Genomic DNA, 24,309 nt, shown 5'->3' with positions numbered 1-24,309 from the left:
TCATTCGGAATGCGCGGTGACCTGGCCATCAGGCGCGGGCAGCATCTTGCGCCTGCCGGACGCCCGGCTCCGGTGATGCTCAGCGAGTACGTTCTGCACTGCCTGCACCGAGGCGTCGCGGACCATCGTGAGCAGCTGCTGTCCCCTGTCCGTCCGGCGGCACTGCTCCGCGTAGGCCAGGAGCACCGGGCTCGCGCCGTTTTCGTCGAGGCTCCGGTCCATCAGCTGCGCGTCGGTCGGGTCACCCGCCTGCCGGCGAAGATCGTCGAGTGAGGTCTCCGGGTGGCCGGAACGTTCACCGGTTTCCGCGAGGCGCTGAAACTCGCATCGCAGCTCGTATTCCTCTCGGTCGTACTGCGCTTTCTGCACCAGCAACGGGCGAGCGCAGCCGCTGTAGTGGCGGAGATCATCGTGTTCGAGAGACCCGTCCCGGAACGCCGCCCAGAACACGAACGCAGCCGATCCGATCAGAGCCGCACCAGCCAAGCCGGCGATCAACCCGCCTGCCGCGGCCGGCCCGGATCGGGCGAGGCCGGTGTAGAGCCCAGCGGACGCGATCGTCCCGAAGGACGCGGTCAGCACCGATACCCCACACAGCACGCCTTTGGTCGTGGCCGGCATGTTCGTCCACACGAGTTGGCGACGAAAGTTCTTGTACTGCCGCTGGTTGCGGCCGAGCTGGTGCAGTCCGGCAGCTGCGCCACCGGTGGTGAGCAATGCCACCAGGGTGCCGGCCGCGCCGGCCAGCCATGCCGGAACATCCAGCGCACCGCCGATGCTTGACATCGTCAACCACAGCATGATCGGCAGGTCGAGCAGAGTCACGGTCAGCAGGACGAGCGCTCGCGTCAACCGGGAGACGCGCCGGTGCCGCAGGCTGCCCCGGGCCTGGTCCATCTCGATCCGGCCGTCTAGCAAATCGGCCCTGGCGTGCGCTTCCCGCACCGTCAGATTCTGTCCGTGCGGACCGACGACATGGGACTCCAGCACCTGCGCCGACTGCTGGCGCAGCTGCCGGATCCGCGTATCGAGCACCTGGATGCGACCGGGCGTGACGAGGTTCCCGGGTGGCGGCGGCGGTTCCTGATCCGGAGCGGCTGTCACGCGGCGTAGGGGTCGGGCAAACCGCTTCCCGAGCAACCCGCGCAGCTCACGAGGAGCATGCGTGACGGGCGTGGCGCGGTCACGGCTCCGGCCAGGCTGCGGCAGGCGCAGCGGAGCCCCGTTCACGTAGTCGAAAGAGCGAGCACCACCCGCCAAGCACAGCGCACGGAGGTAGCCCGTACGCCAGTCGTTCGAAACACCGGGGCCAGGCCCGATACAAGTGACCGTCCAGTCACCGAGGTCAGGTAGCAGCCCCTGGGCGTCGAGGTCGAGTACCGCCAGTTGCTGGTCGACCTGAGTAGCATCGGGCACCACACCCGCCCAGTCCGTGATGATGATGAGGTGCCCGGGACGTGGCGGACGGTCGTCCTGCATCAACTGCCGGAACTGTACGGCGACCGGGTGGTACGGGGCCCCGGGTGGCTCGGGCGGTTCGCCGTCCGCCGCACAGCGGAACCTGATCCGGGCGTCCAGCTCGCCCCACGCCCGGTCACGAGCGGCGTCGAGCACTTCGCGGAGGTGCTGGGGCGAGCGGAAGCGGACGTCGAGGTCCAGGTCCTGGTAGCGCTCACGAACCTTGAGAATCTGCCGGTGCACCGTGAGCGCCACGTCCCCGAGTCCGACGTGGTCGGCGAGCACCATCACCGGGAACTCCACTCGGGCATGCGGTATCGGAGGCTGTGGCGGCACCGGCACGTCGATCTCGCCGAGAGGCAGGGAGTCCGCGCGGCTCTGCGCAGGAACCAGGTAACGCTCGATCAGGCTGAGCCAGCCCTGCGGGCCGGCGTGATCGAGAACTTCGTCGGCGGTGGTGGACGCCTGGTCGAGCAAGAGCCGCAACCGGACCGTCTCCAGGTCCATCCCCTCCGGCTCGATCGCGTCCCGAAAGGCGGGCGGCACCAACCGCTCCAGTCGCTCCTCGAAGCCCAGGGATTCAGCGGTGAGGAATGCTCCGGCCGCGCCCACGAGCCGACCGACCACCTGGGCGCTCCGCTCGTCGCCCGCAACGTCGGGCGGCCGCCCGGCCACCGCCGCGGCCAGGTCGGAGTAGCGCACCCTGATCCGGAAGAGCTCCCCCAGTAGTAACTGCCACCGTTCGCCGGGCAGCGCCGGCTCGTCCGGCACCAAGGTATGTTCCAGGCGGCGGTGCACATCGTCGAGTGCCTGGACGCCGTCACGTGCGACCAGGATCATCGTGTGCAGCACCGCTTCCGCGAGCTCCCGGTCGAGAGCACCGAAGCGAGTCATAATCTGATCGGCCACGGCGCCATGGTTGCCTGCCCGAGACACCGATGACAACACCTATTCATGAACGCGGCTCCTTATTCGTCAATCATGAACATGACCGCAGCGCATGAATCAGGCATTCGACACCGCATTAATGATCGACTACGAATCCGTAGTTGCATGATTACGTATCATTGCCCGCATGACCGAAATTGACGGCGTCGGCGCTGAGAGGGTCCAGCGCTGCAGCACCGGGAATGGCGACGCCGAGCAGGGTTCGGCCATTGCCGGCAAGCGCGCCGACGCGGCCTGGCTGACCACGGCCGGCGATCTTGCGGTGCCCTGGCTGATCGTGTACGGCCACGGTCCGAAGTGCGAAGAACTCGGCCGCGCCATCGCCCTGCGCTGCCAGATGCACAGCGCGCGCCCGCGGCTCCTCCCCATCGACGAAGTGCCCTCGGAGGACCTCGGCCTGTTCCCGTCCCTGGTGCTCGTGGTGCCGACGGCGGCAGCCTTCCGCCAGTTCCGCACCACGGACCGCAAGATCACAGAGCTCGTCCAAGCGTACCGGTTGCGGCGCCCGAGCGGACGGCAGCTGCTGAACCCGCGCACCAAGCGCTGGTATGCGGCGGGCGTACTGCAGGTCGTTCACCCCGGAGACGCGCTCACCCAGCCGGGCGTGCGGTTCGCGGTGGAAAATGCCTGCGCCACGCACAAAGCCGCCGAAATCGAGGACCTCGACACAGTGGACCTCTTCGAGGTGTACCGGCCCGGTGCACTGCCCAAGACGGACCAGCTCGCCTCGTCGCTCGACTACCTGTGGGTACAGCTGTCGCTCTGGGGCATCACCACCCCCGACCAGGCGCACGAGATCAAGGAGTTCATCGACCAGCGGAGACTGCTCTACGAAGATCCCAAGAAGTACAAGGCGATGTACCGGCCGGTGCCGCAACTGCCTGGGATGAACCACCTCGTACTCGTGCTGGAGGGTGAGCTCGACGCGCGGCCGCCCATGCTTCGGACTCTGCCCGAGCCGGAGCGGATCCGGGCCGAGACCTCGTTCGTCGAGAGCAGCGCCCGCGCCGTTCGCGATCTCGTCAACGAGCTCAACGACAAGTTCCCGTACTTCGCCCGGCCGCTGCACCGCGAAGGCCGGAAGGGGTCACGAAAGGACCTGCACAACCTGTACCGCGTACTTCGGGCCATCACCGGCAATTCATGATCAACGGTACCATTCAGGTTTCAGGTACTGCACTCACCGGTTGACGATCAACGAACAGACCAGACATGTTCACGTTTGACGCTTGCCCGGAAGATTCAGGTACCAAATTTCCCGTTCAACGTTTTTCGCGGTAGAAATCAGACATGGGAGATACCCGAAACAATGTGCTGGTCACAGCCGCGCTCGCATTGACACTGGTGTTCACGATCTTGCTGTTTGCCAGCACGAGCCCGTGGCTGCTGGCCGGCGTCCCGCCGGTGCTCGCCGGGACCGCGGCGGTCATCCGCGCGATCCAAGGCGGCACCCGTCCGGACGAGGAGCCGAAGCGCACCGACGGCACGCCGAAGGAGGTCGAGACCGAAAACACGACCGGTGATGACACGTCGAGCTAGCCACGAACGCACCGATCGCGCCGACAGGCGCACCGCCACCCAGCGGTGCGCCTGTCTTTGTTTCCGATGTGGCGCGGCATGATGATGTCGTGATCCGGCTCGCACATACCGGGCAGTTGCCCGCCGCCCTTCTAGATTCGGTCCGCACCCTGCTCGAGGGTGCGTTCAAGGACTTCGACCTCCCCGGCTGGGAGAACACGCTGGGCGGGATGCACGCGCTGACCTTCGACGGCGATGAGCTGGTCGGTCACGCCTCGCTGGTGCAGCGACGTCTCCTGCACGGCGACCGCGTGCTGAACACGGGGTACGTCGAGGGCGTCGCCGTCCATCCCGGGCACCGGCGGCGGGGAATCGCGAGTGCGCTGATGGCCGAGATGGAAGCGCTGCTGGGTGGTTACGAGGCGGGCGCGCTGAGCGCGTCCACGGCCGGAGCGCCGCTGTACGCCGCCCGCGGCTGGCAGCTGTGGCGCGGACCGACGTTCGCCCTTACGCCGTCGGGAATCCAGCGCACCGCGGACGACGACGGCGCCGTCTACGTGTTCCCGGGCCGGGCACCGCTGGACCTGGACCTGGACGGCGAGCTAACCGCCGACTGGCGGGCCGGCGACGTCTGGTGACAGCGTCGCCGCTGCCTCCAGGAGCATCCAGCCGCCCACCTGGACCGACATGTCGCGTTCCGGGGCGTCGTCCGGCAGCGGCGGCAACGGCGCCGGGCGGTCCCAGAACGCGCTGAACACCGGGCCCTCCGACGCGCCCGACCAGCACGCCTCGGCGGAGGTCAGCACCAGATCTCGTGCCACCGAAGCCTCGGGGCCGGGGAGGGAACGAGCCGCCAAAGCCAGGTAGCGCGCCAGGATCGCCGCGAACAGGCCGCCGTCGCCGCCGCTTTGGCCGCGGATGATGCCACCCGGGGCGCAGTGTTCAGCCACCGCTCGGATCGTCCGTGCGGCTTCGTCCACTAAGGACAGCTCCAGGCACGCGCCGAGGTAGACCCCTTGGCAGTACGTGTAAATGTGCTTCACCAGCTCGCCCGTGTCCGTCCGGATGCCGTCCCACACCAGACCTGTCTCCGGGTCCACCAGGGTCGTCGACATCCAGTCCGTCATCTCGCGGGCGCGGGCCACGTTGCCGGAGCGGGCGTGGAAGATCGCCGCCGGGCCGTTGGCCGGGGCGTTCTTGAACTCGTCGCCGACGCGCCACCAGATGCCGCCGCCCGCCGCCTCGGTCCAGCCCGACAGCAGCTGCGTGTCGATCGCCGCCAGTGCCGGGCCGACGTCGATACCCAAGGGCGAAACCCGTTGCAGCGCAAGGCCGAGCCACGCGATGTCGTCGTAGAAGTCGTTCGTCCAGCGGCCGAAGTTGCGCAGCCGCACCGAGCGGACGAACGAACGGATCGTGGCGAGCCGGCCGGGAGTGGGCGCGCGCAGCTGCGCGTCGATGAGCGTGTCGAGCAGATGGGCCTGCCACCAGTAGTTCCAGTGCCAGTGCAGCCGCTGGCCCGGCGACGCCGGCCAGCCGCTGCGGCCGAGGACCGTGCCGGGCAGCCCCCACACCCGGCGCAGGTGCCGCGAGGTCACCGCGCGTTCGGCAGCTGCGACGTTCATGTCGTAATCCTGCCTTGCCCACCGACATACCGCTCGGTATGTTGAAGGACCCCGACGGCCTGCGAGGTATTCATGACCACGGCACACGTCACCTGCCCGCTGTGCGAAGCGACCTGCGGCCTCGAGGTGACGCTGGACGAGAACCGGCAGGTCACCCGCGTCGTCGGTGATCAGCAGGACGTCTTCTCGAAGGGTTACATCTGCCCGAAGGGCGCGTCGCTCGGAGCGCTGCACCACGACCCCGATCGGCTGACCGCGCCGCTGCTCAAGCGCGACGGCGAGTTCGTCGAGGTCAGCTGGCAGGAGGCCTACGACGAGATCGAGCTGCGGCTCCCGCCGATCGTGGAGAAGCACGGCCGCGACGCCGTCGCCGTGTACGCGGGCAACCCCGGCGTGCACAACATCGCGCTGACGCTCTACAGCCGTGTGCTCTACAAAGCCTTGGGCACCAAGAACTTCTACAGCGCGACGTCCGTCGACCAGATGCCGAAGCACTACTCCTCCGGCACCATGTTCGGCGACCCGCTCGCCATCCCGGTGCCCGACGTCGACCGCACACGGCACCTGCTGATCCTCGGTGCGAACCCGCTGGTGTCCAACGGCAGCCTGATGACCGCGCCGGACATGCGCGGGCGGCTGCGCGGGATCCGCGAGCGCGGCGGCAAGATCGTCGTCGTCGACCCGCGTCGCACGCGCACCGCGCAGTACGCCGACGAGCACCACGCCATCCGCCCCGGCACCGACGCCCTGCTGCTGTTCGCGCTGGTCAACGTGCTGATCGCGGAGAACCGCGTCGCACCCGGCCGCCTGACCGAGCACCTCAACGGCCTCGACGACGTCCGCGCGCTGGCCCGGCCGTTCACCCCCGAAGCCGTCGCGCCGCGCACCGGCATCGAGGCCGCCGAGATCCGCCGGATGGCCCTGGAGCTGGCCGACGCCGGGAACGCCGTGGTCTACGGCCGGATCGGCACCACCACCCAGACGTTCGGCACGATCGCGAGCTGGCTGGTCGACGTCCTCAACGTGCTCACCGGCAACCTCGACGAGCCCGGCGGCGCGATGTTCCCGCTGGCCGCGTGCACGCCGACCGGCAACCGCCGCCCGTTCAAGGTCGGCCGCTGGCACAGCCGGGTGCGCGGCTACCCGGAGGTCGTCGGTGAGCTGCCGGTCGCGACGCTGGCGGACGAGATCGAGACCCCTGGCGACGGCCAGGTCCGCGCACTGATCACCGTCAGCGGCAACCCGTGCCTGAGCACGCCGAACGCCGGTCGGCTGGCCGAAGCCATCAAGGGCCTCGACTTCATGATCTCCGTGGACGTCTACCTCAACGAGACGTCACGCCAGGCCGACGTCATCCTGCCCGGGCCGTCCCCGCTCGAACGCCCGCACTTCGACCTGGCGTTCTACCAGCTTTCGGTGCGCAACATCGCCAACTGGACGCCGCCGACGCTGCCGTCGGAGCTCCCGCAGGAGTGGGAGACCATGCTGCGGCTCACCGGCATCGTCACCGGTCAGGGCCCCGAGGCGGACGTCGCCGCGCTCGACGACTTCGTCGCCGCCGACGTCGCGCGCCGCGCCAAGCTCGAGGTCACGCACGATCGCACCGGCCCCGCCCGGCTGGTCGACCTGATGCTGCGCAGCGGCCCGTACGACGTCACGCTCGCCGACCTCGAAGCGGCGCCGCACGGCATCGACTTCGGCGCGCTGAAGCCGCGGATCCCGGAGGTGCTGTGCACCGCGTCCGGCCGGATCGAGCTGGCGCCGCCGACGATCGTCGCGGACGTGCCTCGCCTGCGTGACGAGCTGGCCAAGCCCCTCGAGGACGGCCTCGTGCTGATCGGCCGGCGGCACCTGAGCTCGAACAACTCGTGGATGCACAACCTCGCGCCGCTGGTCCGCGGCGGAAACCGCTGCACGGTCCAGGTCCACCCGGCGGACGCGACGCGCCTCGGCCTGACCGACGGCGGCCTCGCGTCGGTGACGTCCCGCGCCGGCAAACTCGAGGTCCCGGTGGAGGTGACCGACGAGGTCCGCCAGGGCGTGATCAGCATCCCCCACGGCTGGGGCCACGACGCCGACGGTTCGCGCACCCGGGTGGCGAGCGCGAACCCGGGCGTCAACTCGAACCTGGTCGCCGACGAAACGCTGCTGGACGTGCCGTCCGGGACGTCGGTGCTGAACGGCATCCCGGTCGAGGTGGCACCGGCCTGATCACCAGGTCACTGGATGTAGTACAGCCTGTCCAGCGGACAGTGGAGGGGTTCTATCTCTTCGGGCAGGTTTCCGTCCAGGATGTCCGCCAGGGTCTCCGTGAAGTTCCCGTCGAAGACCACCGGGATTTCCTCGTCGATCACCACTTTCCAGCTGTCGGGCGGGCCCTCGGTCAACCAGTAGCACTGGACCCGCCCGGTCGTGTTTCCCCAGCACAGCAGCCCACCCGGATCCGGGTACACGGGGTATTCGTACAGGACGGGGAATTCCGCGGTCAGCTGACGGACGGCTGCCGTCCGTCCGACGGCGCCGCTGAGCAGGTTGTAGAAGTCATCGCTGCACGTCGGGTGGTCGACCCGAAGGTTTTCGTCGAAGACCGCCGCCGGATAACGCGCGCAGTACTCCTTGTAGTCGGACGGCAACGCCGTGCCGAGTGTCGCTTCGACGATCTCCCAGTCCACGGGCAACGGCGGAACGGTGGGCTCACCCAGCCGGCGGACGATCCGGTCGAGTGCCTTCGGAGTTGTCACGCCGCGAGGTTAGCGAGCCGCACCGACAAAAAGCGTCACCAGGCTTGGGACAGGTCCGCGTGCTGCCGGACCCAGGCGTGCATCACGATGCCCGCCGCGACGCCCGCGTTGATCGAGCGGGTCGTCCCGAACTGGGCGATCGACACGACCAGCGACGCCGCTTCCTGGGCGACCGGGGACAACCCCGGCCCCTCCTGGCCGAACAGCAGCACGCACTCGCGCGGGATGTCGGCCGTCTCGACCGGCTCGGAGCCCGGCGTGTTGTCGACCGCCACCACCGCGAGCCCCTCCGCGGCGGCGAACTCCACCAAACCGGTGACGTCGTCGTGGTGGCGGAGGTGTTGGTAGCGGTCGGTCACCATGGCGCCGCGGCGGTTCCAGCGGCGGCGGCCGACGATGTGGACCTCGGCGGCGGCGAAGGCGTTGGCCGTGCGCACGACCGTGCCGATGTTGTGGTCGTGCTGGAAGTTCTCGATGGCGACGTGGAACGGGTGCCGGCGACTGTCGACATGGGACACGATCGCCTCACGGCGCCAGTAGCGGTACTTGTCGACGACGTTGCGGCGGTCGCCGTCGCGCAGGAGGTCCGGGTCGTACCGCTCGTCCGAGGGCCAGTCACCCGGCCAGGGGCCGACGCCGACCTCTTCGCGGCTCACCCACTCGGTGGGCCCGACGTCGTGGGGTGTGCTCACGGCGTCGATTGTCGCCTAACCCAGGTGGACGGCGTGCGCGTGGGCGTCCTCGTGGTGGTCGCGGTGACGCCAGCGGTGGTACACGCCGACGTAGGAGTAGGCGACGACGATGATCGCGACGATCCCGATCGCCGGCAGCCACGAGCGCGGGAAGACCGTGTCGTAGAGGTAGTACGCGTTGAACCCGCCGGGCAGGTCACCGAGGCCCTGCTGGTGGCGGAAGAAGTTCTCCAGCGCGGTGAACGGGCACGGCACCGGCGCGACGTTCACGAGGATGCCCCACGCCGCGGCGAACATGTGGACGAAGATCAGCTTGGGCCAGCGCCACGCGACGAATCCGCCGAACCCGATCAGCAGAAGGGCGAGCATGTGCACCGCAACGGTCACGTCGGCCAGGAACTTCGCCACCGTCCACCCCCTTACCCCGATCCCCCTACCAGCGACTTTACTCCGATGATCGGAATCAGCCTCCTCGAAGAATGCCCAGGCTTGTGATGTTCAACCCACCGGAGCAACTTCTTCACCTGGGCGGTGACGGAGGGGTCACACCGGGTGGAAATTCGGGTGGGCGTTTCGCCGGATACTTCGTCGGTTCCTCGTGTGGGTACTGATCCGGCGCTCCGTCCGGTTTCTTCCGGTTCGGATCGTTCGGGCGGTGCGGCGGCTCACCGGGGTTCGACGGCTCGTCCATCCGTCGACGGTAACCCCGGCAGCCACCACCTCACCGAGCTCGAGCGCCCGATTTCGCCGTCAGCCGAACTTCGAGACGCACCGGCAGCTCGTCGACCTCGAGCGCCTGGCGCAGGCGCGGGACGGCGTGCTCGGCGATCCGGGTGCGGATCGCCCCGGCGTCGGCGTCGGCTTCGGTCGTCACGATCAGGAACAGTTCCGGCAGGTCACGCGGCCCGGTGAGCCAGGCCGACGCCGACCGGACGCCGTCGTAGCCCTCGACGTCGGCCGCGACCGGCGCGGCGGCCGTCGCCGAGTCCAGCTCCGTCGCGCCGTCGGCCTCCTCCGCGCGCCAGGCGACGGTCTTCGGCCGCCGGAACGCCTGGGCGGCCAGCCAGCGCAGGCACAGCAGCCCGAGCACGACGGCGACCGCGATCGCCACGTAGAACACCCAGGTCGGCGGGGCCGTCGAGCCCGGGACCAGCGCGGACGCCGGGTCGAGGACGTGCAGCCGGCCGAAGTGGGTGGCCAGCGCGAACCCGCCGGCGGCGAGCAGCACCAGCCCGATCAGGGCGAGCAGGGTCCGGTTGAGCGCGGCGGGCCGGTTCATCGGACACCTCGCACGCGGACGCGCACCCGCGGCGGCCTCGCCAGTCCGACCTGGTCGAGCCGGGTTTCGAGCGCGGCACCGACGGCGTCGGCGAGCCCGTCCGTGCGCGTCCGGGCGGTCTTGACCTTCACCCGCACGGTGCGGCGGCGCAGCTTGAGCGCGGCGGACGAGACGCCGTCGACGTGCGTGGCCGTCGATCGCAGCGAGGTCCGCAGGCCGTGGCGCGTGGTGCCGGTGTCGAACCCCGGCTCCGGGGCCAGCGGCAGCACCACCGGACGGCCGCGGAGCAGCGCCGTCGCCAGCAGCACGAATCCCACGAGAACCGCTGCCCCGCCCCCGACGAGCACGGGCAGTTCGTTCCAGGAGGTGTCGTGCACGCGGGCGGCGACCGCGTCGTAGGACAGCACCGGCGGCTCGCCGAGCAGCCGCTGCACGAGCGCCGTCACGACGAACGCGCAGGCGGCCAGCACCACGAGCGCGGTGAGCACCGCTGGCACGCTCCGGCGCGGCCGCCTCATCGGACCCGCCGCTTCGGCGGCTCGACCGGCGGCAGCGCGATCGTGATGTCGACGCGCTGCGTGCGCAGGCCGGTCAGTTCGGTGGTGCGGCCGAGCAGGTGGGCCCGGACCCGGTCGGCGGTGCCGTGGATCGGCGCCGGGTAGGCGACGGGCAGCCGAATGTCCAAAGTGGTCACATCTCCGTCCACAGTGGCCTTCGCGGTGACGTCGGCGGCGACGCCGTCGACCTCACGCGCGGCGCGGGCGGCGATGCGCCCGACCGCGCGCGGCTCCACGGTCGTCTCCCCGCGCTCTTCGTCCTCGTCTTCGACCGTCTCGACGTCGTCACGGCGGTGCCGCGCGGTGAGCGTGGACACGGCCTACCTCCGATCTCGGGCGGCCCCGACGAGGGCGGCCAGGTCGAGCTTGCCGTCGGCCCACCGGCCGACCAGGAGACCGAGCCCGCCGAGCACGAGCACGGCGACGAAGGCGCCGAACCCGCCGAACGCGGCCGCGAAACCCAGTGCCAGGCCGAAAAGCAGGCCGATCAGGGTGCCGTTCACGGTCAGAGCACCCGGTCGCTGGTGACGGGCTCGTCGTCACCCGGGATGTGGACGTCGTTGACGTTGATGTTCACCTCGACGACCTCCAGCCCGGTCATCCGCTCGATCGCGGTGATCACGTTGCGGCGCACGGCCCGCGCGAGATCCGCGATGGCGACGCCGTACTCGACGAGCAGCTGCAGGTCGACGGCCGCCTGCTTCTCGCCGACCTCGACGGAAACACCCTGGCCGACACTGGCGGACGCACCGGGGATGCGGTCGCGCAGGGCACTCAGGGCCCGCGCGGCACCGCCGCCACCGAGGTCGTACACGCCGTTGACCTCGCGGGCGGCGAGCCCGGCGATCTTCTGCACGACGGTGTCGGCGATGGTGGTGGTGCCCTGCTTGGAGACGAGGGCGGTGGTGTCGCTCGCGGTCGTCACCACGGTCTTCTCGGCGGTCGCGGTCATGGGTCCTCCTCGGATGTCCTGGGAAACAAGGCTTTCTGCCTGGTTCGTAGGTAAGGACACCGGGGATGGGGGATCGTCACTGCCACGATGGTGTGACGTGGGTCTCCCGCGGGATCAGGCGAAGGCCGCGCCGTCGAGGTCGGTGACGACCAGGCGCAGGTGGGCGTTTTCCCACTCCGTGCCGGCCAGCACCGGGCGCACGGCTTCCGAAGCGCGGTCCAGCAACGGCGGGATCGGCAGCCGTGACGCGATCAGCCGGATCTGCACCAGTTCCGGCGTCAGGTCGACGGCCATGCCCTCCCAGTCCACCGGGAGCCACGTCGTCCCCGGGGAAACCGGGGTCGCCGGGCGGAGACCGGGAACGCCCTTGATGGCGACGATGATCTTCTCGACCGCCTCGCCCGCGATCACCGGCACGCCACCTCGATGTCCATGATGGACACCGAAACCTCGTCGACGACCAGGCCGGTCTGCGAAGCCACGTACCGGCTGACCGCGCGCTGCACCGAGCGTCCCACCGTCGCCGCCTGGTCGGCGCCCGACGCGATCAGGTCCACCTGGACGCTCAGCCGGCCGTCCACCGTGCGGACGCGGACGCCGTCGGCCGGGGCCGGGTCGAGGCCCTTCCACCGCTGGCGGGCCGCGCGGGTCCACGCCGTCACCAGGCCGCGCAGCCCCGGCTCCAGCCGCACCACGCCCGGCGCGGTGACCGCCGCCCGGGCCGCCACGCTGGCGATCACCGGGTCCGCGATGACGTACTCGACAGTCATTCCCCCTGCTCCTCAACAGTGCTTTCCTCAAAAACGTCGTCCACCAGCAGGTCGAGCTTCGCCAGCGTCAGGCCCACCCGGGCCGCGGCCGCCGCGGTCACCCGCTCCCGCACCAAGGACAACGCCTCACCGCCCGTAGCGTTCCGCAAACTCACCGCGAGAGTGAGCTCGACTTCGACGACACCCGCGCCGTCGTTCCGGATCCGGCAGCGCCGGGCCCGGATGCCCTCGACGGTGTCCGCCGCGTACCGCAGCACCGCCGCCACCGCCTGCTCGCTGACCTCGACCGACCCGGGTTCCGGGGTCGGCAGCGGCACCATCGAGCCGCGCCGCACCTCCGCCCGGACCGCCGACATGATCCGGCCGAACAGGTCCGGCGGCGGCACGTCCTCCTCCGCCACCATCTCGGACGTCGCCTCACGCAACGCGAGCAGGCTCTCACGCGCCGCGCGGCAGTGCGGGCAGGTCAGCTCGTGGTCGTCGGCCAGCCCGGCGCCGACCGCGTCGAGCCGCTCCCACACCTGCTCGACATCGCGTTCGCAGGGCAGTTCGTAGTCCGTCATCGCCATGGCTTCATCACCTCCGCCAGCTGTGCCCTGGCCCGCGCGATCCGGCCCCGCACCGCGGTGCCGTTCACGCCGACGATTTCGCCGATCTCCTCGTAGGACCGGCCGTGCACCTCACGCAGCAGCCAGCACGCCCGTTGTTCCGGGGTGAGCTGCGCCAAGGCCGTGTTCAACGCCGCGAGCTGGCCGCTCACCTGGGCGGCCCGCTCCGGCTGGAGGTCCCGGCGCGGCGACTCCGCCGTGTCGAGGTCGACGTCGGACTGCGGCCGGCGCGCCCGGATGGCGTTCAGGCAGCGGTTCGTCGTGGCCCGGTAGAGCCAGCCGACGAACGCGGCGTCCTCACCCAGCTGGTCGAGCTTGCGCCAGGCGTTGAGGAACACCTCCTGCACGACGTCCTCGGCGTCACCGCGGTTCGCGAGCATCTTCGCCGCGAGCCGGAACATCGGGCCCTGGTAGCGCAGCACGAGCTGTTCGTACGCCCGGACGTCGCCGTCCCGCGCGCGGCCCACCAGGGTCGCGTCGTCGAGCGGCGTGCCGGGATCCGCGCTGGTCGTCGTCACGGCACCTCCTCCACCGAGGAAGGACACCGGAGCACGGGAAACGTCACGCACTGATTGTGGGTGACAGGCGTCACCGGGGCGAATCCGTGACGATCGGGCGCCGCGGTGGTCCTTCCGGCACCAGGCGCCCGACCGGGGCGCCGCAGTGAGGGAGGTGCCCCATGTCGCTGGGCGACAAGATCGGCAACAAGGCCGAGGACCTGGGCGGGAAGGCCAAGGAGGCCACCGGGAACGTCACCGGGGACGAGCAGCTGAAGGCCGAGGGCCAGGGCGACCAGGCGAAGGCCGGCCTGAAGGACGCGGTCGAGCACGTGAAGGACGCCGCGAAGGACCTCTTCAAGAAGTGAGCCGGGCCCGGCGCGGGGCCGGATCCCGGCCCCGCGTCAGCTCTTCAGGCCGAGATCGTCCAGGCCCAGGATGTAGCGGTACGGCAGGCCTTCCTTCTCGATGGCCTCGCGCGCGCCGGTGTCGCGGTCGACGACCGTGACGACGCCGATCACGTCGGCGCCGGCTTCACGCAGGGCCTCGACCGCGGTGAGCACGCTGCCGCCGGTGGTGGAGGTGTCCTCGACGGCCAGCACGCGCTGCCCGCGGACCTCCATGCCCTCGATGCGCCGCTGCATCCCGTGCGCCTTGGTGTCCTTCCGGACGACGAACGCGTCGAGCACGACGTCGTCGTCCGCCGCGGAGTGCAGCATCGCCAGCGCGACCGGGTCGGCGCCGAGGGTGAGCCCGCCGGCCGCCACGTAGTCCCAGTCCGCGGTGAGCTGCCGCAGCAGCTTGCCGATCAACGGCGCGGCCGCGTGGTGCAGCGTCGCCCGCCGGAGATCGATGTAGTAGTCGGCTTCCTTGCCGGACGCCAGGGTCACTTTTCCGTGCACCACGGAAAGATCGGTGACCAGCCTGGCCAGTTCGAGTTTCGCCGCTTGATCCAGAACGGGGTTCGCCACGGCCGTGAGTCTTACACACGACCGGGTTCACTCCCCGATGGATGTGGCGTCGACCGCACGCCCGCGCGTCGCCGCCCAGGCCGGGACCAAGATCGCCACCAGGGCCAGCACCACGGCGATGGCCAGCACCGTCAGGTAGATCGTGATCGGCCCGGACGGCAGCACCGAACCGGTCACCACGAGGCAGAACGGGACGATCGCGCCGGCCGCCGTCGCCGTGCCGAGCAGGATCGCGATGGTCGCGATCAGCCCGCCTTCGACCCCGGCCATCCGCAGCACCTGGCCGCGGGTGAACCCGCTCAGCCGCTGCAGCCCGAACTCGCGGCGCCGCTTGCCGGTCGCCATCACCAGCGTGTTGACCACGGAGATCACGGTGTAGGCGATGATCATGCCGACGAGCAGGTAGTTGACCCAGGCGCCGACCTCGTTGCCCTTCGCGTGCGCCGCGATCAGCACGGCACGGTCGCCGACCTGGACCGGCAACCCCGCTGTCGCCTCGCGAAGGCGCGAAGTGAGCGTTGCCGCGTCGACGCCGGGAGCGGCGCGGACCAGCAGCTGCGGAGCGAGCCCGAGCGTCGTGTGCGGCGCCAGCAGTCCGGCGGGCAGAACGAGGCTCTCGAACCCGGCGCGCTGCTTCTCGACGGCCCCCACCCGCACGTCCGCCGGGGTGCCGTCACCGAACCGCAGCGACAGGGTGTCGCCGACGTGGCGGCCGAGCGTGTCCGGCACCGTGATCGTGTTCCCGGTCAGCTCGCTGACCCCGACGGCGGGCCAGCCGTCCTTGTCCTGGTTCGAGTCGAACGGCTTCTCGATGAAGACCGTGCTCGTGACGTACTCCGACGCACTGGCCACCCCGGGGACCGAACGGACCCGGCTCACCACCGAGGGGTCGAGGCCGATCGGCGAGCCGACGACCGCGTCCGCCCGCAGGTCCTCGGTGTACGCCTGGTTCGAGACGGCTTCCTGGGTCGTCTGCAGGTAGATGTTGGCGGTCGCGATGCCGACCGCGAGCATGATCGGGGTGACCGCGCCGGCCGTCCGTACCGCGACGACGCGCGTGTTGAGCAGCGCGACCCGGCCGGTGACACCGCTGATCGCCTGCACCGGCCAGCGCAGCAGGGTCGCCATCACCTTCGTGACGCCGGGGCTGATCGCCGCCAGGCCGAACGCCCACAGCATCACCGCCGGGCCGGACGTGCTGGCCGCGACCGGGCCGGTCATCACCGCGACCGTGACGATCGCCAGCGCCGTCCCGCCCGCGAAGCACAGGATCGCCGTGACCAGCCGGATCGGCGTCAGCCAGCGCCGTTCGACGGCGGCTTCGGCGAGCGCCTCGGTCGGCCGGACCTTCGACGCACGACGGCCGGCGACGAAGGCCGCCGCGACGACGGCCAGCAGGGACGCGCCCGCGGCGACCGTCGCCGGGAGCCAGCCCTGTTCGAAGCGCAGCACGTCGGGGACGACGTGGTTGGCCGCGAGCTGGTCGAACAGCCACCGCCCGAGCACCGGGCCGAGCACGATCGCGGCCCCCACCGCGAGCAGCCCGACGACCAGCGCCTCGCCGAGCACCATCCGCCGCAGCTGGCGGGGAGTCGTGCCGATGGCGCGCAGCAGCGCAAGCTCGCGCTGACGCTGCTGCGTCGAGAGCGAGAGCGTGCCCGCGACGACGAACACCATGACCATCGCCGACAGCCCACCGGAGACCGCGGCCAGCACGATGAGGTTCTCCCCGCTCTGGTCGACCTCCGGGAACTCCAGGAGCCCGCGGTCGGTGCCGGTCGTGACCACCCCGGCGTCCCCGACCGCCGCCGTCACCGCGGCGACGTCGCCGCCGAAGACGCCGATCGTGTCGAGCTTGCCCGGGTGCCCGGCCAGGCGTTCGGCGTCCTCGGTGCTGAAGAAGACCGCCGAGTCCCGCATCGGCTGCGGGGCGGTCGCGATGCCGGAGACGCGGTACTGACCGGCTTCGCCGTGCGCGGCGACGGGCAGCGTGGCGCCGACGGGGATCCCCAGCCCGGCGTCGACGACGACCTCACCGGGCCGCGGCGCCTGACCCCGCAACGAGTACGGCGTCAGCGCGGCGGAGTCCCAGGCGCGCCCGAGAGCGCTCGCGGAACCGATCTGCGCCGCGAAACTGACCTCGCCGACCACGTTGGTGACACCGGGAACCGCGCGGAGGCGGTCGGCCAGCGCGGCGTCGACCCGGACGCGCTCGGCCAGGGTGCCGTTCTCGAACTTGTGCTTGTCCTCGGGGTCGAGCGTCGCCGGGTCGTCCTCCGGCAGCTTGAGCGTCTGCTGCCCGCCGACGACGATCGGCGCCGCGGCCAGCCGCTGCACCGGCGTCTCGGACCGGATGCCCGACTCCATCAGGCCGCCGCACGCCGAGACGATCAGCGCGCCGAAGAACACGGCGACGAACGTCGCCAGGAAGGCGCCCTTGCGCTGGCGCAGGGTGCGCAGTGCGAGCTTGAACATCAGACCCGCACCGCCGCTCGGTCCCAAGCACCCAGGTGGGTCATCCGCTCGGCGACGGCGGCCGCGGTCGGCCGGGCCAGCCGGCCGGCGATCCGGCCGTCGGCCAGGAACACGACGTCGTCGGCGTAGGACGCGGCGACCGGGTCGTGCGTCACCATGATCACCGTCTGGCCCGACGCACGGACGGACTCGCGCAGCAGGCCGAGGACGTCGGCGGCGGTGCTGGTGTCGAGCGCGCCGGTCGGCTCGTCGGCGAACAGCACCGCCGGGTCGGTGACCAGGGCGCGCGCGATCGCGACGCGCTGCTGCTGCCCGCCCGACAGCTGCCCGGGCAGGTGCTTGCGGCGCCCGTCGAGCCCGACGTGCGCGAGGATCCGCTTGACGAGCCGCTTGTCCGGGCGCTTCCCGGCCAGCTGCAGCGGCAGGACGACGTTCTGCTCGACCGTCAGCGCCGGGAGCAGGTTGAACGCCTGGAACACGAAGCCGACGCGGTCGCGGCGCAGCTTGGTCAGGTAGGTCTCGCTCTTGCCGTCGAGGTCCTGGCCGTCGAGCAGGACCCGCCCCGACGTCGGCCGGTCGAGGCCGGCCGCGCAGTGCAGGAACGTGCTCTTGCCCGAGCCGGACGGGCCCATCACGGCCGTGAAACCGCCGCGCGGGAAGGAGATCGAGACTCCGTCCAGCGCGACCACGCCTTCGCCGTACTCCTTGCGCACGGCCTCGAGCCGGACCGCGTCGGCTGCCTCGTGCCACCCAGTTGTCATGGGAAGAACGCTAGGCAGGTACCGCCCGAACCTCCCTGGTGCTGACGCGCGTTTCGAAGGTAGGGACAGCCCTACTCAGGTGCGGCCCTTGCCGCCGAAGCCGCCGCTGATCCTGCGCAGCACGGCGCGCGGCAGCAGCCCGCCGATCGCGACGACGGCCTTGTACTGCAGGCTCGGCACCGAGATCACCTTGCCGCGGCGCAGGTCGGCGAGCGCCTCGGTGACCACCTGTTCGACACCCAGCCAGGCGATTTTCGGGCCCGGTTTGTCGATGCCGGCCCGCTCGTGGAACTCGGTCGCGGTGAAACCCGGGCACAGGGCCATCATCCGGACGCCCTTCGGGAGCGACGCGGCGATGCCTTCGGTGAACGACGTGACCCAGTTCTTGCTAGCGGTGTAGGTCGAACCGCGGCCGCTGAAGAAGCCCGCGACGCTGCTGACCTGGATGACGTCACCCCGGCCGCGCTCGACCATGCCCGGCAGCACGGCCCGGGTCAGCCGCAGGACGGCGGTGACGTTGACGTCGAGCTGGCGCTGCAGCGCGTCCGGCGAAACGGTCCAGAAGTCGCCGCCCAGCCCGAACCCGGCGTTGTTGACGAGCAGGTCGATCGGGCCGGCGGCCAGCCGTTCCTCGACGGCCGTTCGTCCGTCCACTTCGGACAGATCGGCGGGCAGCACCTCGACGGTGACACCGTGGCGTTCCCGCAGTTCGGCGGCGTAGGCCTCGAGGCGTGTGGCGTCCCGGGCGACGAGCACCAGGTCGTACTTCTCGGCGGCGAGCGTGCGCGCGAACTGCGCGCCGATGCCCGCGGTGGCTCCGGTGATCACGGCGGTGGTGGTGGTCATGTGGGTGAACCATACCCGCTGGTCAGGGCCCGAGATGCAGCCGTTTGGCGCCCGGGTTATCGTCCCGCTCATGGGTAAGCACAGCAGGCGCAAGAGCGGCTATCTGCCCAGGGTCGCCGCCGGCGCGGCACCCGTCGCCCTCTTCTTCGCCGCCCCCGTTTCGGCGTTCGCCGCCCCGTCCACTCAGTCCGATCTGACGCTGCCGATCGACCACCGGCACACCACGACGCTGGACAACGACGGCGACGCCCTCACCGCGACCCGCCGCGACGTCGTCGTCAAGCAGCTCGGTGACGTCCGGCTCGTCTCCGACCTCACGGAGGCCGCCGCCACGAGCCGCGATCGCGCGGGCGTCGCCCAGAGCGCTCACCAGGGCGTCTGGCTGGGCCACGGGGTCGACGTCCTCAGCGAGAACGCCGAACGGCTCGACACAGGCCTGTTCACCGGGGATCTCACGGGTGGCGTCGCCGTCCGCCGCTCGTCCGGCCAGGCCGTGGACCTCGGCCGGCTGGGCGCGGTCGGCACCAGTTCGGAGCAGCACGTCATCGGCAGTTTCGCCGGCGTGCTCGACGCCGGGCAGAAGCACGAGGTGGGCGGCACGCTGGGACCGGCGTTCGGCCTGGTGAAGGCGTCGCAGAGCCTTCAGTCGGGCTCGATCAGCGGCGACCTGGGTGTCGACCACGTCGTCCACGTCCAAGGTGGCGCGACGTCGGTGCGCGGCACCCTGGCCCCGTCGACGCAGGTCAGCGTGCTGGACCAGCCGGTGCTCTAGTTCTGCGGCGGCTGGTCCGCGGGCGGCTGCTGCACCGGCGTCCCGGCGGCCGGGGTGCCCGGCGCGGAGCCCGCGGCGGGGATCGGGGCGCTCGCCTGGTGGCGGCCGGCCTCGTAGTCCTCGTCGAACGGGTCGACGATGTCGGCGATCTCGCCGAGGTCGCGCAGCAGCCGCTCGAGCCGGGACGGGCCGGCGGTCGGGACGACGCTGGCCAGCACCCATTCGGCCTCGAGCCACGCCACGCCGACGTCGCCGCCGAGCTGGTCCGCGGCGTCGACGAGCTCCTGCGTGATCACGGCACGGGCGCCGTCGGCGTCGTCCGCGAAGGCGTAGCGGGAGCCGATCGGGCCGAGCATCTCGGGCATGTCGGCGCGCTGGAACGGCACGCTGGACAGCCACATCTCGATCGGGATCTTGTGCTTCTTGTTGCAGCGCACGGCGACGACGACGGCCGGGATCTGCCCCTCGGTCTCGATGTCGAAGATGAACACGGGACGGCGGCCGTCGGAGGTGAAGGTCGAGCCCGCGACGACGTTCACGGCGGCGTCCGCGCCGAAGTAGCCGATGGCCCCGTTGGACCACTGCTGCGGCAGCCGCTCGTCCTCTTCGACGAACTGCCAGCCGCGCAACTGAGCCCAGCGCATGCGCTCGCGGTTGCGCGAGCCCTCCTTCGCCCGGTCGGCAGCGAGCAGCCCGAGGCCCGCCACCAGGGCGACGGCCGCGATGACGAACCAGATCCACGCCGGAATACCCACGACGGTGAGGGTATCGCCTGCTACGCCGAAGAGATGAGCGCCGGTACCCGTGTCGCCGCGCCCGTTCGGAGCATTTCCCCGTCGTCAGGTCGACATATCGCTATCTCCGGCCACTTTGGACGGCCACCGAACGCCGTGAAGGCCACCTTGAGGGACATAGAGTCCCTCAAGGTGGCCTTCACGGACTTCAGACGCGGGTGACCGTCAGGGCGTCGCCCGCCTCGATGTCCGGGATGTCGACCCGGACCGTGTCGCCGTCGCGGACCTCGCCCGACAGCAGCTCCTTCGCCAGCTTGTCGCCGATCGCCGACTGGACCAGCCGCCGGAGCGGGCGGGCGCCGTAGATCGGGTCGAAGCCGTTGAGCGCGAGCCACTCGCGAGCGCCGTCGGTGACCTCCAGGTTCAGCCGGCGCTGGGCCAGCCGCGCGGCCAGCCTGGCCACCTGGATGTCCACAATGGACGTCAGCTGCTCGGTGCCGAGCGAGTGGAACACGACGATGTCGTCGAGCCGGTTGAGGAACTCCGGCTTGAACTGCCGCTGCACCACGTCCAGCACCGCGTCCCGCCGCTGGCGTTCGTCCAGCGAAGGGTCGGCGATGGCCTGCGAACCGAGGTTCGAGGTCAGGATCAGGATGGTGTTCCGGAAGTCCACCGTCCGGCCCTGGCCGTCGGTCAGCCGCCCGTCGTCGAGGACCTGCAGCAGCACGTCGAAGACGTCCGGGTGGGCCTTCTCGACCTCGTCGAGCAGCACCACCGAGTACGGCCGGCGCCGGACGGCCTCGGTCAGCTGCCCGCCCTGGTCGTACCCGACGTAGCCCGGCGGGGCACCGACCAGGCGCGCCACCGAGTGCTTCTCGGCGTACTCGCTCATGTCGATCCGCTGGATCGCCCGCTCGTCGTCGAACAGGAACTCCGCCAGCGCCTTGGCCAGCTCGGTCTTGCCGACACCGGTCGGGCCGAGGAACAGGAACGAACCGGTCGGCCGGTCCGGGTCGGCGACGCCGGCCCGGGCGCGGCGCACCGCGTCCGCCACGACCTGCACGGCTTCGGCCTGCCCGATGACGCGGCGGCCCAGCTCCTCCTCCATCCGGAGCAGCTTGCCGGTCTCGCCTTCGAGAAGGCGGCCCGCCGGGATGCCGGTCCACGCCGCCACGACGTCCGCGACGTCGTCCGCGCCGACCTCTTCCTTGAGCATCACGTTCTGCTGGCTGACCTCGTTCGCCGCGGTGGCCGCTTCGAACTCCTTCTCCAGCGCCGGGATCCGGCCGTAGCGCAGCTCGGCGGCCTTGCCCAGGTCACCGTCGCGCTCGGCGCGCTCGGACTCGCCGCGCAGCTGTTCCAGCTGCTCCTTGAGCTCACGGACCTTCTCGATGGAGCCCTTCTCGTTCTGCCAGCGCGCGGTCAGCGCGGTCAGCGTCTCGCGCTTCTCGGCCAGCTCGGCGCGCAACGCGCTGAGCCGGTCCTTCGAAGCCGCGTCGCTCTCCTTGGCGAGCGCCATCTCTTCGATCTCGAGACGACGGACGGCGCGCTCGACCTCGTCGATCTCCACCGGCCGCGAGTCGATCTCCATGCGCAGCTTGGACGCGGCCTCGTCGACCAGGTCGATGGCCTTGTCCGGCAGGAAGCGCGCGGTGATGTAGCGGTCGGACAGCGTCGCGGCGGCGACCAGGGCGGCGTCCGTGATCCGGACACCGTGGTGCACCTCGTAACGCTCCTTCAGCCCGCGAAGGATCGCGATGGTGTCCTCGGGCGACGGCTCGCCGACCAGCACCTGCTGGAAGCGCCGCTCCAGGGCGGCGTCCTTCTCGATGTGCTGGCGGTACTCGTCGAGCGTGGTCGCGCCGACCATCCGCAGCTCACCGCGAGCGAGCATCGGCTTGATCATGTTGCCGGCGTCCATCGCGCCTTCACCGGTCGCGCCGGCGCCGACGATGGTGTGCAGCTCGTCGATGAAGGTGACGACCTCGCCCGCGGAGTCGGTGATCTCCTTGAGCACGGCCTTCAGCCGCTCTTCGAACTCGCCGCGGAACTTGGCGCCGGCCACCATCGACCCGAGGTCGAGGGCGATGACGCGCTTGCCGCGCAGCGACTCCGGCACGTCCCCGGCGATGATCCGCTGGGCCAGGCCCTCGACGATCGCCGTCTTGCCGACGCCGGGCTCGCCGATCAGGACCGGGTTGTTCTTCGTGCGCCGCGACAGCACCTGCACGACCCGGCGGATCTCGGTGTCCCGGCCGATGACCGGGTCGAGTTCGCCGGCGCGGGCGCGCGCGGTGAGGTCGACGCCGTACTTCTCCAGCGCCTTGAACGTGCTTTCCGGGTCCGCGCTGGTGATCCTCGCCGAGCCGCGGACCTTGGCGAACGCCTCCCGCAGCGCGTCCGGCGTGGCGCCGTGGCGCTTGAGCAGGTCGGCCACCTGGCCGCCTTCGGTGGCCAGGCCGACCAGCAGGTGCTCGGTCGAGACGTACTCGTCGCCCAGCTCGGTCGCCAGCTTCTGCGCGTGCGTCAGCGACTTCACGGCGAAGGTGTCGAACTGCGGGCTCGACACGGTCGCGCCGGTCGCCGACGGCAGCGCCGCGGTGATCGGCTCGAGCTCCTTGTGCACCACTCCGGGGTCGGCCCCGACCGCGGTCAGCAGCGGCGCGGTCAGCCCTTCACCCTGCGCCAGCAGGGCGCCCAGCAGGTGGGCGGCCGAAACGTGCGGGTTGCCGGCCATGGTGGCCGCCTGTGCCGCGGACGAGATCGCCTGCTGGGTCTTCGTGGTCGGGTTGAAAGCGTCCATCCCTCACCTCATGCTCGATAACTCGGATTCGCAAAAGTCCAGGTGACGGGCCTGACCGTGACCCGTCAATTTGTACAACGCACAAAGACTTGAGTCTGTTCCGCTCAACTTTGACCGGGTGCGACCGCCTCCGCCGGCAACCGGGGCGCGAGCGTCCCGAGCCCGGCGACGGCGAGCCCGGCGCACACCCCGACCAGCACCCAGGGTAACCAGTCGGCGACCGCGAACAACGCCACGACGGCGGGTGCCAGGACCTGCGCCATGGTGAACGCGTACTGGTACGCAGCGAGATAACGCCCGCGGGCGTCCGGAGGTGCCGCGGCCTCGGCCAGCGCCCCCGACCGCGGCCCGAAGACCAGGTCACCGGCGGCGAACACCAGCGTCGAAGCCAGCAGGTACACCACCCGCCAGTCCTCGGGAACGAGCAGCACCCCCAGGCTGACCACGCACCACGCGGCGAACAACGCCGAGCCGGCCCGCATCGCGCCGATCCGGGTCAGCTTGGCCGTGAGCCGCAGCGCGAGCGTGCCGCCGACGCTCGTCAGCACGGTGAGCAGGGCGAGGATCGCGCCGGGCAGCCAGGCCGGCCCGTGCAGCCGGTCGAGCACGAACACCGGGGTGCCGATCAGGAAGAAGTCGAGCGAGAGCCCGAACAGCCCGCTGAAGAGGATCAACGCGAGGTAGGGCCGGTTGCGCAGCACCCGCGCGGGCCGTTCGCAGTCCCTCTGGTGCGGCCGGACGAGCCGGACGAAGAACCCGAGGATCCACGCGGCGGCGACGAACGTGCAGACGTCCATGACCAGCGCGATCTGGTAACCCTCCACGCCCCGCCAGGTCAGCAGCACCCCCGCCACGAGACCGCCCAGGCCGAAACAGCCGGCCCGCACCATCCCCACTTCGGCGAACGGCCGATCCTTCGGGACGTCACCCGCGACGTCGGCGATGAGCACGAACAGGGAGCTGTAGAACAGCTGCTGCCCGGCGGCGAGCAGGACCGCGGCGAGCACCACGGTCCCGGCGCCGTCGGCGAAGAGGTACGCGGTCGCGCCGGCGGCCTGCAGCAGCTGCGCGCCGATGACCACCACCCGCGGTCCGACGCGGTCGACGAGCCGGCCGGCCAGCGGCGGCACCACGAGGCCGCCGACCGTGCCGAGGGTGACGGCGGTACCGGCCATCGCGAGCGGCACGTCGACCACCTGGGTCACGTAGACCAAGGCCAGCGGGAGGAACAGACCTGAGCCGAAGTTGTCGATTCCCAACGCACACAGCAGTGCGACCCGGCTACGCGTCACAAAACGACGT

General features: G+C 70.7%; 27 protein-coding genes. 6 read left to right on the top strand and 21 right to left on the bottom strand.

All coding sequences use genetic code 11. The features are described from left to right. Positions 1-2,367, bottom strand: coding sequence for a hypothetical protein (locus ACIOD2_RS37685; protein ID WP_400549457.1), 2,367 nt, complete (start codon positions 2,365-2,367; stop codon positions 1-3). Positions 2,368-2,533: 166 nt separating this feature from the next. Here ACIOD2_RS37685 and ACIOD2_RS37680 point away from each other — a divergent pair, with 166 nt between their 5' ends. From ACIOD2_RS37680 to ACIOD2_RS37670, 3 genes are all read left to right on the top strand, one after another. After that, complete coding sequence (locus ACIOD2_RS37680; RefSeq protein ID WP_400549455.1) at positions 2,534-3,553, top strand: hypothetical protein; 1,020 nt, start codon at positions 2,534-2,536, stop codon at positions 3,551-3,553. A 143-nt stretch (positions 3,554-3,696) separates the two neighbouring features. Beyond that, positions 3,697-3,945, top strand: a complete 249-nt coding sequence (locus tag ACIOD2_RS37675) for a hypothetical protein (protein ID WP_400549453.1) — start codon at positions 3,697-3,699, stop codon at positions 3,943-3,945. 89 nt (positions 3,946-4,034) lie between these two features. After that, positions 4,035-4,562, top strand: coding sequence for a GNAT family N-acetyltransferase (locus ACIOD2_RS37670; RefSeq protein WP_400549451.1), 528 nt, complete (start codon positions 4,035-4,037; stop codon positions 4,560-4,562). On the opposite strand, the gene ACIOD2_RS37665 is transcribed toward ACIOD2_RS37670, so the two are convergent. Continuing rightward, positions 4,527-5,549, bottom strand: coding sequence for a glycoside hydrolase family 76 protein (locus tag ACIOD2_RS37665; protein WP_400549449.1), 1,023 nt, complete (start codon positions 5,547-5,549; stop codon positions 4,527-4,529). The two genes, ACIOD2_RS37670 and ACIOD2_RS37665, sit on opposite strands and share 36 nt — an antisense overlap. 72 nt (positions 5,550-5,621) lie before the next feature. Here ACIOD2_RS37665 and ACIOD2_RS37660 point away from each other — a divergent pair, with 72 nt between their 5' ends. Then, positions 5,622-7,760: a molybdopterin-dependent oxidoreductase gene (locus ACIOD2_RS37660; protein WP_400549447.1), complete on the top strand. Its 2,139-nt coding sequence runs from the start codon at positions 5,622-5,624 to the stop codon at positions 7,758-7,760. A gap of 8 nt (positions 7,761-7,768) precedes the next feature. Here the strand turns inward: ACIOD2_RS37660 and ACIOD2_RS37655 are convergent, their stop codons facing one another. The 12 genes from ACIOD2_RS37655 to ACIOD2_RS37600 all read right to left on the bottom strand — a co-directional run bounded on the left by ACIOD2_RS37655 (position 7,769) and on the right by ACIOD2_RS37600 (position 13,666). Then, positions 7,769-8,290, bottom strand: coding sequence for a hypothetical protein (locus ACIOD2_RS37655; protein ID WP_400549445.1), 522 nt, complete (start codon positions 8,288-8,290; stop codon positions 7,769-7,771). Positions 8,291-8,325: 35 nt separating this feature from the next. Then, positions 8,326-8,982 carry a TrmH family RNA methyltransferase gene (locus ACIOD2_RS37650; RefSeq protein WP_400549443.1) on the bottom strand — a complete coding sequence of 219 codons (657 nt, stop codon included), beginning with the start codon at positions 8,980-8,982 and terminating at the stop codon, positions 8,326-8,328. A gap of 15 nt (positions 8,983-8,997) precedes the next feature. Continuing rightward, positions 8,998-9,390, bottom strand: coding sequence for a DUF2784 domain-containing protein (locus ACIOD2_RS37645; RefSeq protein WP_400549441.1), 393 nt, complete (start codon positions 9,388-9,390; stop codon positions 8,998-9,000). A 313-nt stretch (positions 9,391-9,703) separates the two neighbouring features. Further along, a complete protein-coding gene (locus ACIOD2_RS37640) occupies positions 9,704-10,261 on the bottom strand; it encodes an alkaline shock response membrane anchor protein AmaP (protein WP_400549439.1) in 558 nt (185 codons plus the stop codon). Beyond that, complete coding sequence (locus tag ACIOD2_RS37635) at positions 10,258-10,749, bottom strand: DUF6286 domain-containing protein (RefSeq protein ID WP_400549437.1); 492 nt, start codon at positions 10,747-10,749, stop codon at positions 10,258-10,260. The genes ACIOD2_RS37640 and ACIOD2_RS37635 overlap by 4 nt, the downstream gene beginning before the upstream one ends. 26 nt (positions 10,750-10,775) lie before the next feature. Next, positions 10,776-11,135: an Asp23/Gls24 family envelope stress response protein gene (locus ACIOD2_RS37630; RefSeq protein WP_400549435.1), complete on the bottom strand. Its 360-nt coding sequence runs from the start codon at positions 11,133-11,135 to the stop codon at positions 10,776-10,778. A gap of 3 nt (positions 11,136-11,138) precedes the next feature. Further along, entirely contained in the window at positions 11,139-11,321 is a 183-nt protein-coding gene (locus ACIOD2_RS37625) for a hypothetical protein (protein WP_323324842.1), read from the bottom strand. Between the two features lie 2 nt (positions 11,322-11,323). Beyond that, positions 11,324-11,770, bottom strand: a complete 447-nt coding sequence (locus tag ACIOD2_RS37620; RefSeq protein WP_400549432.1) for an Asp23/Gls24 family envelope stress response protein — start codon at positions 11,768-11,770, stop codon at positions 11,324-11,326. Between the two features lie 114 nt (positions 11,771-11,884). Then, on the bottom strand, positions 11,885-12,187 hold the full coding sequence (locus ACIOD2_RS37615) for a hypothetical protein (RefSeq protein WP_400549430.1): 303 nt from the start codon (positions 12,185-12,187) through the stop codon (positions 11,885-11,887). Continuing rightward, positions 12,178-12,540, bottom strand: coding sequence for an Asp23/Gls24 family envelope stress response protein (locus ACIOD2_RS37610; RefSeq protein WP_400549428.1), 363 nt, complete (start codon positions 12,538-12,540; stop codon positions 12,178-12,180). Before ACIOD2_RS37610 ends, ACIOD2_RS37615 begins: the two co-directional genes overlap by 10 nt. Beyond that, positions 12,537-13,109 carry an Asp23/Gls24 family envelope stress response protein gene (locus ACIOD2_RS37605; protein WP_400549426.1) on the bottom strand — a complete coding sequence of 191 codons (573 nt, stop codon included), beginning with the start codon at positions 13,107-13,109 and terminating at the stop codon, positions 12,537-12,539. The genes ACIOD2_RS37610 and ACIOD2_RS37605 overlap by 4 nt, the downstream gene beginning before the upstream one ends. Further along, on the bottom strand, positions 13,100-13,666 hold the full coding sequence (locus tag ACIOD2_RS37600) for an RNA polymerase sigma factor (protein WP_400549424.1): 567 nt from the start codon (positions 13,664-13,666) through the stop codon (positions 13,100-13,102). Before ACIOD2_RS37600 ends, ACIOD2_RS37605 begins: the two co-directional genes overlap by 10 nt. Positions 13,667-13,827: 161 nt before the next feature. On the opposite strand from ACIOD2_RS37600, the gene ACIOD2_RS37595 reads away from it, so the two are divergent. Further along, entirely contained in the window at positions 13,828-14,013 is a 186-nt protein-coding gene (locus tag ACIOD2_RS37595; protein WP_323324854.1) for a CsbD family protein, read from the top strand. A 36-nt stretch (positions 14,014-14,049) separates the two neighbouring features. Here the strand turns inward: ACIOD2_RS37595 and pyrE are convergent, their stop codons facing one another. From pyrE to ACIOD2_RS37575, 4 genes are all read right to left on the bottom strand, one after another. Next, a complete protein-coding gene (gene pyrE / locus ACIOD2_RS37590; protein ID WP_323324856.1) occupies positions 14,050-14,616 on the bottom strand; it encodes an orotate phosphoribosyltransferase in 567 nt (188 codons plus the stop codon). 27 nt (positions 14,617-14,643) lie between these two features. Further along, positions 14,644-17,091 (bottom strand): ABC transporter permease, encoded by a 2,448-nt coding sequence (locus tag ACIOD2_RS37585; RefSeq protein WP_400549421.1) that lies wholly within the window; start codon positions 17,089-17,091, stop codon positions 14,644-14,646. Beyond that, a complete protein-coding gene (locus tag ACIOD2_RS37580) occupies positions 17,091-17,852 on the bottom strand; it encodes an ABC transporter ATP-binding protein (protein ID WP_400549419.1) in 762 nt (253 codons plus the stop codon). The genes ACIOD2_RS37585 and ACIOD2_RS37580 overlap by 1 nt, the downstream gene beginning before the upstream one ends. A gap of 75 nt (positions 17,853-17,927) precedes the next feature. After that, positions 17,928-18,698 (bottom strand): SDR family NAD(P)-dependent oxidoreductase, encoded by a 771-nt coding sequence (locus ACIOD2_RS37575; protein ID WP_400549417.1) that lies wholly within the window; start codon positions 18,696-18,698, stop codon positions 17,928-17,930. A 70-nt stretch (positions 18,699-18,768) separates the two neighbouring features. On the opposite strand from ACIOD2_RS37575, the gene ACIOD2_RS37570 reads away from it, so the two are divergent. Continuing rightward, on the top strand, positions 18,769-19,470 hold the full coding sequence (locus ACIOD2_RS37570) for a hypothetical protein (protein ID WP_400549415.1): 702 nt from the start codon (positions 18,769-18,771) through the stop codon (positions 19,468-19,470). On the opposite strand, the gene ACIOD2_RS37565 is transcribed toward ACIOD2_RS37570, so the two are convergent. The 3 genes from ACIOD2_RS37565 to ACIOD2_RS37555 form a co-directional block, all read right to left on the bottom strand. Further along, positions 19,467-20,225, bottom strand: a complete 759-nt coding sequence (locus tag ACIOD2_RS37565; RefSeq protein WP_400549413.1) for a hypothetical protein — start codon at positions 20,223-20,225, stop codon at positions 19,467-19,469. The genes ACIOD2_RS37570 and ACIOD2_RS37565 overlap by 4 nt on opposite strands. A 187-nt stretch (positions 20,226-20,412) precedes the next feature. Beyond that, complete coding sequence (gene clpB, locus ACIOD2_RS37560; protein WP_400549411.1) at positions 20,413-23,007, bottom strand: ATP-dependent chaperone ClpB; 2,595 nt, start codon at positions 23,005-23,007, stop codon at positions 20,413-20,415. A gap of 104 nt (positions 23,008-23,111) precedes the next feature. Then, complete coding sequence (locus ACIOD2_RS37555; protein ID WP_400549409.1) at positions 23,112-24,299, bottom strand: MFS transporter; 1,188 nt, start codon at positions 24,297-24,299, stop codon at positions 23,112-23,114. Positions 24,300-24,309 lie beyond the last annotated feature (10 nt).

The organism is Amycolatopsis sp. NPDC088138 (assembly GCF_044741685.1).
Taxonomy (GTDB): Bacteria; Actinomycetota; Actinomycetes; order Mycobacteriales; family Pseudonocardiaceae; genus Amycolatopsis.
Note: the sequence above shows the minus strand (reverse complement) of the source record. Positions and strands in the feature narration are given on the sequence as shown.